Annotated in this window: 11 protein-coding genes; 3 read left to right on the top strand and 8 right to left on the bottom strand. The window is 48.9% G+C overall.

The window, feature by feature from the left end:
* The 5 genes from SOI44_RS05920 to SOI44_RS05900 all read right to left on the bottom strand — a co-directional run.
* Nucleotides 1-1,027, bottom strand: a 1,027-nt coding sequence (locus SOI44_RS05920; protein ID WP_331348301.1) for a hypothetical protein, incomplete at its 3' end; no start/stop codon positions are given.
* Between the two features lie 15 nt (nt 1,028-1,042).
* Nucleotides 1,043-1,669, bottom strand: coding sequence for a hypothetical protein (locus tag SOI44_RS05915; protein WP_331348300.1), 627 nt, complete (start codon nt 1,667-1,669; stop codon nt 1,043-1,045).
* Nucleotides 1,670-1,674: 5 nt separating this feature from the next.
* On the bottom strand, nt 1,675-2,439 hold the full coding sequence (locus SOI44_RS05910) for a DUF1351 domain-containing protein (RefSeq protein ID WP_331348299.1): 765 nt from the start codon (nt 2,437-2,439) through the stop codon (nt 1,675-1,677).
* 82 nt (nt 2,440-2,521) lie between these two features.
* Nucleotides 2,522-3,151 carry an MBL fold metallo-hydrolase gene (locus tag SOI44_RS05905; protein ID WP_331348298.1) on the bottom strand — a complete coding sequence of 210 codons (630 nt, stop codon included), beginning with the start codon at nt 3,149-3,151 and terminating at the stop codon, nt 2,522-2,524.
* On the bottom strand, nt 3,129-3,500 hold the full coding sequence (locus SOI44_RS05900) for a DUF3846 domain-containing protein (RefSeq protein ID WP_331348297.1): 372 nt from the start codon (nt 3,498-3,500) through the stop codon (nt 3,129-3,131). Before SOI44_RS05900 ends, SOI44_RS05905 begins: the two co-directional genes overlap by 23 nt.
* 334 nt (nt 3,501-3,834) lie before the next feature.
* Between SOI44_RS05900 and SOI44_RS05895 the strand changes: the two genes are divergently transcribed.
* The 3 genes from SOI44_RS05895 to SOI44_RS05885 are packed head-to-tail and all read left to right on the top strand — an operon-like array spanning nt 3,835 to nt 7,642.
* Nucleotides 3,835-4,707, top strand: a complete 873-nt coding sequence (locus tag SOI44_RS05895; protein WP_331348296.1) for a hypothetical protein — start codon at nt 3,835-3,837, stop codon at nt 4,705-4,707.
* A complete protein-coding gene (locus tag SOI44_RS05890; RefSeq protein WP_331348295.1) occupies nt 4,707-5,351 on the top strand; it encodes a hypothetical protein in 645 nt (214 codons plus the stop codon). The genes SOI44_RS05895 and SOI44_RS05890 overlap by 1 nt, the downstream gene beginning before the upstream one ends.
* 8 nt (nt 5,352-5,359) lie before the next feature.
* Complete coding sequence (locus tag SOI44_RS05885; RefSeq protein WP_331348294.1) at nt 5,360-7,642, top strand: AAA family ATPase; 2,283 nt, start codon at nt 5,360-5,362, stop codon at nt 7,640-7,642.
* Nucleotides 7,643-7,742: 100 nt separating this feature from the next.
* Here the strand turns inward: SOI44_RS05885 and SOI44_RS05880 are convergent, their stop codons facing one another.
* The 3 genes from SOI44_RS05880 to SOI44_RS05870 form a co-directional block, all read right to left on the bottom strand.
* Entirely contained in the window at nt 7,743-8,192 is a 450-nt protein-coding gene (locus SOI44_RS05880) for a hypothetical protein (RefSeq protein WP_331348293.1), read from the bottom strand.
* A gap of 135 nt (nt 8,193-8,327) precedes the next feature.
* A complete protein-coding gene (locus SOI44_RS05875) occupies nt 8,328-8,801 on the bottom strand; it encodes a VanZ family protein (protein WP_331348292.1) in 474 nt (157 codons plus the stop codon).
* A 153-nt stretch (nt 8,802-8,954) separates the two neighbouring features.
* On the bottom strand, nt 8,955-10,079 hold the full coding sequence (locus tag SOI44_RS05870; protein WP_331348291.1) for an acyltransferase family protein: 1,125 nt from the start codon (nt 10,077-10,079) through the stop codon (nt 8,955-8,957).
* Nucleotides 10,080-10,113 lie beyond the last annotated feature (34 nt).

The following is a 10,113-nucleotide window of genomic DNA, read 5'->3' as shown; positions in this document are numbered from 1 at the left end:
TGTTCAAGATCAGCTTCAGTGCTGCTGCCTTCAGCGGGTCCGAATGCTTGATGCGGATACGTTCCTGCCGAATCTGGTCATATACAGGAGTCGCATCCCCGAGAGCTCTCAGGTGGCAGATGGCTGAGGGATACATGGATTTCACATCCTTATGTCTGCACTTTCCGACCCTGAGCGGTTTCGACGGTGCTCCGTGCAGTCCGCCAAGACCCAGAACAACGTCGCATCCGAATGCCTTGATCTTCTTTGACTTGCCTTTTCCCATCGTGGCTTCAGGAGATGCCGTGAGTTCTTCCCACATATCCCAGACCTCATCCGGGATACCGGGCACATTCCGCCAGTACTTTCCGAGGAGCTTCCGCACCATCTCCGGCCCCCACCAGACGGTTGCTTTCCCGCCTGTCAGGATCGTTGCGGCAATGGTTGTGGTGTTCCATTTCTTCGCCTTCTCCCTCTGTTCTTCCGGCAGCATTTCGATCAGCTGCTTCTTGGTCTCGAAGTATCCGTATTCACGGAGCTTATAGACCTCAATGGCAGCGCTGACGTCATTGCCGCAGTAGAACTCGGTCTCTTTGCGCTCTTCATCTGTCAGCGGACGGTCAATGTTGAAGTCAATCTTGGACTCCACGATGGAGCGTCCCATGTTCGCTTCGATCTGTTTCAGGCTAGGATGTGACACGTCGATCTGCTGCATTGTGTCCAGAGAATCGATGTCAGGACTGACCTTCCCGGCAAAGCCATCACCGGCGATAATCTTGTCGTTGTTGGCCTTGATAACGTACTGCATCGACGTCGCCTGATTCATCGTGAGGGAGAGGATGCAGTCGTCGTAGTGAAAATTGTTGTAGCCGATTAGGATCTTGTCCTTGATAAGATCAGGAATGCCCTCAAAACCTGAGGGCTCTTCCTGTGTCTTACGATCGCGGTTGTTCCAGAAGACTCCCGCGATACTGCCATCGGGATTCTTGAACACGATGAGGGTGTCACTTTTGAATACTTCCATATCGTAGAAAAGCTTTGTCTTCATCGTGCCCGGCCTCCCTTACTTCTTACGAGCCGGGAACTTCTTGATGTCGCCCCAGTAATGGTCTCCGAATGCCGGTTTGACCTCGACCATGATCGGATGGCCGACGAGCTGGTCACGATCCTCGACCTTGACGTGATACTTGTTCTCGAACTTCGCGAATTCCTTTTCCTTCTTCAGCGGGTCCACGAACCACTGCTTCATATCCTGCAGATACGTTCCGAAGGTCTGCTTGGATTCGTAGGTCTTGCCATCGATGGTGTAATGGATCTTGATGAAGTAATCATCGAGCACGACTTCGTCGATGGCAGTCTGGTAAATCTGGCCGACCTGGTCCTTGGTGAACTTCGTGATGATCTGCACCTCGAACAGGCTGTTGAAGTCGTCGTATTCGTAAACCGTGTACTTCTTGCCGACGCAGGACGGCAGCTCGGTGAATTCGCATCCGAAGATGTCACGGCACCATGTGTCGACCTTCTCCGCCTTGGTATCGTCAGCGACGTACTTGTTGTCGCGGTACACCTGACGATTGAAATTCACGGTTCTTACCTCGGCGCGTTCCTTATCCAGGAATGTGAGAACAGCCTTCTGCCCGTTGTTCTCAAACGCCACATTCACAAGCTCAAGATTCTCTCTCTTTTCCATAATCCTTATTCCTTTCTGAAATTGATGTTGTTATCTTTCAGGAGCATCTCCGCGAGTGCGATATCCTTCTGTCCGTACACACGGAACACCGCGACCTGCTCCTCAGGTACTGTGTCGTCCGGTGCAGCTTCCACTGCATGCCGTCTGGCGTTTCTGGCATTGACCGTCTGGATCGCTGCTGCAAGATCCATGGAGTCCAGGTACTCAACGAGGATCTCCTTGTCCATGCCCTTCAGGGTGGCGATGTCCTTCTCGGTTCCTTCCAGCCAGTCGACCATGTCTGCTTCCACGGCCTTCATGGACTTGCTCTTGTTCGCCAGATCTTCATGCCACCAGCGGTCGAATGCGTCCGGGATCAAGGTTCCGATGGTGTACTGGCCGATGCGCTTCAGGAACACCTGCCGGATCTCTTCCTTCTTCTGGTCCCGGGCCTGTTCCTCCAGAGCATTGGCCTTGCCGCGAAGCTCTCCGTCGGCCTCGTCAATGATGCCCTTCAGCTCCTTGACCTGGCTCTCGAATGCTGTGTAGTCCGTCAGGATGATCTTCTTGATCTGGACCTTCCGGCTGTTCAGCGCATCTGTGATCTTCCTTGCCGCTGCCAGCTCCTTCTTCACTTCCGGGAGATTATCTTCCGTGACTTCTGTATTCCTGATATGCTCAGCAATCAGAAGGCACTTGTCCTTGTACTCCGGGAAGGAATCGAAGGTAACCTTGGCGACCTGGTACTGTACGTCGGGAGTCTGTTCGTCCCGAATCATTACGTCTTCCATATCGATTTCCTTTCATCTGTGTGGGGATTGCTGTCGGATGCCCTTTCGCCGTACCGGCGATATTGATCCGACTGCCTGCCCCTCAATAAAACCTGCTGCTCTTGTGGAGTTCGATCAGCTGTGAGTCCCTGTCGCGCCGGTGCACGTAGTAGAATTCCCTGCACTTCTGCGTTGACAGGTGTCTGTGTGCGTTTGCGATCGGATCATAGGACCCTTTCGCGTACCGCTTCCCGATCTCAGCCAGCTTCCTCTCGTCGTAGTTGCTCTCAAGGAAGATGTAGTCGAGCGGGATATCCACCGGCATTTCCACCGTGTTGCTGTCCGTCATGTACAGGATGTTCAGCCCGTCCTGCTGGATGATGTAGCCGGTGACGGGGATGTCGTGGCTGCCGTCAAAGGGAATGATGTGTCTCCCCTTCGGCAGGTCGAACGGCATGGTCCCGACCACCTTGTCTACGTCATACCGGTAAGCAACATCGCTGTTTCCGAATACTCGGATTCGCGGGAACTCTCTCCTGATGCTCTCCAGTGTTATCGGCTTCACGTGGTCGCTGTGTGCGTGGGTGATAAGAAGGGTGTCAACCTGATACAGGTCTTCCTTCATCTCCGTGAATCCCACGCCGCAGTCGACCATGATGCTGCCGATCCTGACCGCGTTGCCGGATGACCCGGACGCGATCACGTTGTAGTTAAGATTCTGCTTCTCCTTCATCGTCATCCTTCTTGAAGTCAGGCTCACCGTAAGCCATGAGATTCAGGATGATCTCAGATTCTGTCAGGGACCGAAGCTCCCCGTCTTCCGTTTCTCCGATGATGACCATAGGTCCGCAGTAGACATCGACGGGATATCCGTCCTCGTCCCTGATGACCCGGTTCGGTTCCATTCCGAGAGCGATGCTGTTGTCATTGGTGATGACGGTGACATCGTCCGTGATCGGATTGGTGAACTCCATGATCCCGCCGACGAGCTTTGCCAGAACGTCCGTGGATGCTGGAATCTGATACACTTCTGCCTTCTCGAACGGCATTGCGATGATGACCTTATAAGTCTTGTTCTTCATAAGATTCTGTCCTTTCATTTTTCTGGTGTATGTTTCTGCCTGTGGATATTGCCGGAAGCAGCTGATGTGCCGGGATCTCTGATGTGATGCACCCCGATATGAACGATCTTCATGGTGTCCTCCTTTCAGGTGGTATTTCCCGATGTGGGGAGGACCCGATATGGTATAATGGAAATCAATCAAAGCACGAAATCCATGGTCATATCTGATAGTCCTCAAGGCTCCGTTTCCTTTACCTTCACTTACGACCCTATGGTTGGTTTCGAAGACCTCAATCGTTGGTTCAGTTGGTTGAGTTGGTTCAGTTGGAAGTTTTAATGAAAGGGGAAATTCTATGGAGAATGCACCGTATTTGTGTGGCAGTTTCTTTTACGGGCTGCTTCTTCATGTCAAATCCAATGGCGCAAGTCCACGTGAACATAAGAAAGGAATAAAAGACAGAGTTAGTGGAAAAGATATCTTCTGGGGGCTGAGCTCTTTCATCGATGCGGATGCGCCATTCCCAGCATCTGACTTCTGCTCAGACTATCTGAAAGGTGATCTTCCGAAGAGCACTGTCTTCTTCAAGATTGATGATGATTATCTGATCGCATCCTTTGACCGGCGGGTCAGGAAACAGTACGGAAACGAACTGAAACGTATACATGACAACGTTGTCAGCTGTCTGAAGGATTCAGATGAAGCCCGTATATGGCTGGCACAGGCGTTATTGCGGATTATCCACGATGACAGCTCTCTGGAAGGCGCACAATTTTATTGCAGGGAAGATGGAACACCGATCAGCAGGGATGATCTCCTGAAGCAGTCATCTGTATGTCTTGAAGCTCTGCTTCTTGGAGTCTGGCACTTCCTTATTATTAATAGGAAGGAACGTGACGATTCTATCTGGCCGGACATGTTCGAGCACTATTTTGAACACGAGACACAGCGTCCATGGGATGTACGTCCCGGTGTTCTGAATCCGTGGACTGTCGTGACCGACGTGTACAACTATGACAAGACCGGAAGCCGGAACAGCGATACTGCAGCCGAAAGTGAAGAGCATGCAGACGCAGAGTATGTTGAAGCTGAAATCGTGGATGAAGATCCGCGCAAGAAGGAAGAGAAGTCGGGGACCACTCAGAATATATCCATCGTTAACAATGGTTCTGGTATTGCCGCATGGAATATCGGGGAGCTTACCGTCAATATGGGGGACAAGAAATAATGCCGGATGAAATTGATACCCGGAATGTCAGAGATATTTCGATCAGCGCCAGTGGAAGTGGGATCGCAGCGGGAAGTATACAGAGCCTCAATGTCAATATTGGTGGAACAGATCTTCAGACCCTGTTACCCTTATTGCAAAACGCCGGTCTCTTCTCCTCTCCCGTACCTGTGCCATCAAACGATCCGATAGAGATCGGCCAGCTGCGCAGGGATTACTACAACCTGTTTGTAATTGAAGACGAGACATATAAGGACGGTTCTTTCTCCATTTCCCGTTCTGATGCCCTGACCCGGTACACACATAACGCAGATCACTTCCGCCCGATGACGGCAGACATCATCGCAGAGATTTTAAGCATGCCCTGCCTGTTCACCATCCGGAACGATGACTTTTCAAGATGCAGTGAGAACTGGGTATGTGTGGCAGGAAAACTCAGCAAGATCACCGTCCATGGCTCGGTCATCAAGTTCAAGTTCGGATATTACGCTCCGGCTATTCCTCAGAACCTGCTGAATCAGAATGCGGAATTATTCGGATTGGCAACTTCATCTCTGCGGAATGAACTGGATGATGAGCACTGGGCAATCAAGAAAATCGACCTTCTCACTAGACTGAAGGATCAGAATTACGAGATTCGTTAGGAGGTATTATGCAGAAGAAGATTCAGACTGAAATTACAAAAGTCACGCTGAACAGTCCGATATTCACAAACAAGAGCTTTAACCCGACGCTGGTGAATTTTATCTACGGCACCAACGGAACCGGAAAATCCACGATCAGCAGACTGATGGATCAGAAGGACTACCCCGGTCTTGAGTTCAAGCAGCCCAAGGACGATGCGGTCATCATGGTGTATAACGAGGATTACATCCGGGAGAATGTCCAGAGTTATGGCAACATTCCGGGTGTCTTCACACTGACCAAACAGAACGCAGAAAAGAAGAAAGCAATCGACGACACCACTGCCGCCCAGAAAAAACTGCAGCCGAAAATGGAACACGCTGCGCAGGATCTGGAAAAGAATAAGGGTGAACAAAGCAAACGTGAAGAAAAAGCAATCGGGGATGTCTGGAAAGAAACGACAGAACTGAGAAAGGATCGTTACCCGGAGACTCAGTCGGGCTACAAGTCGGATAGAAAGAAGTTCTTCCTGCAGCTTCAGAAGACGCAGGCTGTTGACCATGATATTGCTGAACTTGATCAGCTCTACAAGACAGCTTATCAGGAATCTGGTACAGCCATGCCGGAATATAAGCCTGCCCATCTGCAGTTTGGGGACGACATCGATAACCTCCTCGGCAGCAGCATTGTCAGTGTCAGTGACACTCCTTATGCTTCCCTCCTGAAAAGACTGGGAAACAGCGACTGGGTCCGTGATGGCCATGATAAGTATCAGGAAGCGGCTGGTGACGTCTGCCCCTACTGCGGACAGCCCTTGGACCGTCATCATTTTGAAGAAGATCTGGCCGCTGTATTCGACAAGCGGTACGAGCAGGCAGTTGCTGCTCTCAGCAGAATGTGCGAGAACTACAGAGGACAGCTGAACAATGCAGCCTTGACCCTTCAGCACAATACCGGCTTCACCGGTCCGCTTGCCGATGAATACAAGAGCCGTGTTGATCTGTTCATGGAGAAAGCACACCGTAATCTCGATGCCATCAAGGCAAAGATCGCTGCTCCGGCAACGCCCACAACAATCGACAATCAAGATCTTCTGGATGCGCTGCAGCAAGTCAATGACACCATCGAGAAGATCAATGCCGAGATCCGGAAATATAACGACATGCTTTCAAACCCGAAAAAGAAGCAGGCATGCAATCAGGCTGTCTGGGAGAAAATGGCTTTTCAGTGCCAGACTATCTTCGCCGGTTACAGTGCGGGCATGGAAGAACTGAAGAAGGTACAGACTGGAATTGAAACAAGACAGAAAGAGCTGGCGCAGCAGGATCAGGAATACACGGAAAAGATCAAAGAGCTGAATCAGCAGACGGTCAACACCACAGTTGCCAAAGATGCAATCAATGCTCTTCTGAAGAGCGCAGGTTTTCAGGGATTTGAAATGGTCGAGAAGCCAGGTACACAGTATGTGTATCAGCTTGTAAGAGATGACGGGTCCGGGAATAAGACGATTGCAAAGGATCTGAGTGAAGGTGAGAGGAACTTCATCGCATTCCTCTATTACTATCAGACCGTCGTGAAGAGCCAGTCCGATGATGGGATCAAGCATCACAAGATCGTCGTGATCGATGACCCGGTATCTTCCATGGACAGCGGCACCCTCTACCTCGTTGCCTCTCTGGTCCGGAACCTGATCAGCATCTGCTACAACAATTATGATCTTTCCGAGGACGGAAATCGTGATGACTACATCAAACAGTTCTTCTGCCTGACGCACAATCCGTATTTCTTCCGTGAGATCACATACAGCTGGCAGGACAAGTATGAATGTGTATCCTTCTTCCAGTTGAAGAAAGGTGCCGGGAATCAATCTGACATTTATCCTTGCGTAGAAACAATCCCGACCACCCCACCTACAGAAGTGAACACGACACCAGTCAAGAATGAGTATGATGCTCTGTGGAAAGAGTTCCTGACGACTGACGATTCCATGATCGCCATGAACGCAGCGAGACGCATCCTCGAATACTACTTCCTGCAGGTCAGCGGAAAACGCAGTCTCAGGAAGCTTATCGACGAACACAAAGAGTCCTTTGTCGAGAAAAACAATGATGGCTCAGATAACACAGGCAGATATGATCTGGCAGTTGCCATGGTCAGCTGTCTTGATACAAATTCTGCCGGATTTAATGACAGCCTGTACTACGATGCCTCTGCTGTAAAGCCGGACGTATACCGGGAAGTATTCAAGGACATCTTCTACTCTCTCGGTCAGGATGAGCATTACGAAATGATGAAGAGTCGGGCGGTATAATCTGGGTTAGTTAAATCTAACCATGAGGGTAAAAAAATACCCCGGAGCAGTAATCAGGAAAGTCCTGAAAACCACTCCGGGGTGTTGATTTCTATGTGTGTTAGTTCTTATGCTTCTCTCTCCAGCGCTCGACCCGCTTTGCGTTGCCGGACTTTTCCTCGAGATCATAAACCACCTTGCCGTAGGGAAGATAAGTCTTCACAAGCGTTTCTGACAGACCGAGCACCTTGGCGACCTTAGCCACCGATCCATACTTCTCATATAATGCGCAGACCTCCCTGCTCCGTTCCGTAGTCCAGCATCCGCCGGTGATCAGGATCTTCCGGATCTTTGATGTGGAGAGTTTTATGACATACCCTTCTTCCAGTTCTTTCTGGAAAGCAACAAGGGAGGTATGCAGAGCCTTCTGACCCGGAGCCCAGTCCTCCCCACCGATGCTACTGTCCTCTTCCCGATCATCATAGACATCATCATACAGAGAGCAGATCTGGTCTATGAACTCAGCACTGGGATTCTTCTTCTCTCTCCTGCGTCCGTCGTTTTCTTTCATGCCGATGTTCTTCCTTTCATGTTGTATCCTTTCTATCTGTTTGTTTCTAGTCACACATTACAAGTCACACTTGTAAACCCCCGCCCCCGGGTGCGGAACCTGCCGCAGTGCCGAGGGGGATGAGGGTATGCCAGTTCATCCAGCCTTGCTGGATCTATACATCCGGACCATGACAACTCCGATCACCGCCCCGATGCTATTTGCGATCCAGTCATTCCAGTCGAACATTCCGAAACCAGTTACTTCCTGCAGAATCTCGATACATATCGATACAGCTGAGCAGATCAGGATCGTCCGACACGTATGCTTGGTATGTACCAAATATCCCATCGGCACAAACAGCATGATGTTCAGGATAAAGGCTTCCCTGTAGCTGCTCGTCTTCATACGGAAGATTTCATAGGCTGCGTTTACCCACCAGTGTTGCTGAACTGGAGTTGATGTCGCTACCACTGCTTCTGTCGTCGTTGCCAGCTCCATCCGGGACAAGAAGGTGTAGTAGAAAAGGGCTAATAGGTAGACATTACATACCACCGGATAGAGCTTCTTATGTCTGGAAAGAATAAAGCCGACCACTATGAAAATCAAGAAGACTGCGTATCTGAGCATAGCTTCGCCATCGAGAGAATATGTACTAACCCCATCCCCTCGCTAGTTGCATTGCATGATCATTCCCTTTCACACCACGCACCAGGCGGTGAGTATGAAGGTGGGGAACTGATTGGGATCTATTATACTCTTTTACATAAGCTGCAGGAAGGGTTAGTTTCTCTTTATTGCTGACTTCCCCGTTTGCCATATCTTATCAAATAATAGCGGAACCATTATTCCTACTGCCATATAACAGATCCACCATAAGCTACCACGATACAACACCGGGAATGCGGCAACCATATAATGCGGTTTTCCCGAAAATACAACGCCTAAGTAATTTACTATCTTGAAGCATAAAAAATGAAGTGCAAAGATTATGAAAGTATGCTGTCCAATATAGATGAAGATTCTGGCCGCCTTTCTATTCTTCCTTATCAGGATCGAAATCTCATAAATAAATTGCCATCCTGCAAAAGAGACAATCAACAAATATACTGGATTGGTGTAGCTGTTAACATTCAGGTCTATGCTCCCAAGGCTGTTCGCAAAAAGAAGAACAATGAGAAGTGCAGCAAGAATGCATATGTGTATTGCATCTGTCCTTTCCTTTTCGCTAACATGAAATTTCTTTAACGTCAGCCCTCCATGGTATAGAACGTAATACGAAAGAACTCTGTCTATACCATAAAGCTTTACACCTCTTAAATGCATGTAATAGCCAAGGCCCAGAAAACAAATGGATATTATGGTTTGTATGACTGTTGTCGCTCCAAGGCGAAATAATCTTTCCAGTGCATATTCCACTATGCAATATAGGATGGATATAGTCATTAGTATGGGCAGAAACCAAAACGCAGCCAGCAACTGTACATCACCATGAAACAGCAAGGCTTTCACAATACTACGAGCTATATCTTGAAGACACCAGTAATTTGTAACAATGTTCTCTCCGTTTGTGAGATCCAGAATTTTTACATTATCCGTATAAAAATTCAATTGCAGGAAGAGGTTATGTAATAAAGTAAAGATTGTCATCCATAATACGTAGTACCCCCCCCACATGGATTTTATTTTCTTAAGTGAATACAAAATAACAGAATGCAAATCTTCTGCTCTTTTCATATTAAAGCAGTAGCCTGATGCAATAAAGAAAAGAGCCATGTGGTATAAGTATATAAAATGTCTTCCGGGTGCATAACAGTGGCCTGCAACAACACAAATGATTCCTATCCCTTTGATAATGTCAACCGAAGGATCTCTTTTTAATTCTCTTTTTGCTGTAACTGCTGTCATGAATTACTCCTGAAGGGCTCTAGACAAAATTCAC

Origin of the sequence: Lactimicrobium sp. (assembly GCF_036453465.1) — a bacterium.
Classification (GTDB): Bacteria; Bacillota_I; Bacilli_A; order Erysipelotrichales; family Erysipelotrichaceae; genus Bulleidia.
Note: the sequence above shows the minus strand (reverse complement) of the source record. Positions and strands in the feature narration are given on the sequence as shown.

Coding starts and splice junctions, on each gene's coding strand:
- SOI44_RS05915 (WP_331348300.1), bottom strand. CDS start 1,669: ATGGAAAAGAGAGAGAATCTTGAGCTTGTGAATGTGGCGTTTGAGAAC.
- SOI44_RS05875 (WP_331348292.1), bottom strand. CDS start 8,801: ATGCTCAGATACGCAGTCTTCTTGATTTTCATAGTGGTCGGCTTTATT.
- SOI44_RS05870 (WP_331348291.1), bottom strand. CDS start 10,079: ATGACAGCAGTTACAGCAAAAAGAGAATTAAAAAGAGATCCTTCGGTT.
- SOI44_RS05895 (WP_331348296.1), top strand. CDS start 3,835: ATGGAGAATGCACCGTATTTGTGTGGCAGTTTCTTTTACGGGCTGCTT.
- SOI44_RS05890 (WP_331348295.1), top strand. CDS start 4,707: ATGCCGGATGAAATTGATACCCGGAATGTCAGAGATATTTCGATCAGC.
- SOI44_RS05910 (WP_331348299.1), bottom strand. CDS start 2,439: ATGGAAGACGTAATGATTCGGGACGAACAGACTCCCGACGTACAGTAC.
- SOI44_RS05900 (WP_331348297.1), bottom strand. CDS start 3,500: ATGAAGAACAAGACTTATAAGGTCATCATCGCAATGCCGTTCGAGAAG.
- SOI44_RS05885 (WP_331348294.1), top strand. CDS start 5,360: ATGCAGAAGAAGATTCAGACTGAAATTACAAAAGTCACGCTGAACAGT.
- SOI44_RS05880 (WP_331348293.1), bottom strand. CDS start 8,192: ATGAAAGAAAACGACGGACGCAGGAGAGAGAAGAAGAATCCCAGTGCT.
- SOI44_RS05905 (WP_331348298.1), bottom strand. CDS start 3,151: ATGAAGGAGAAGCAGAATCTTAACTACAACGTGATCGCGTCCGGGTCA.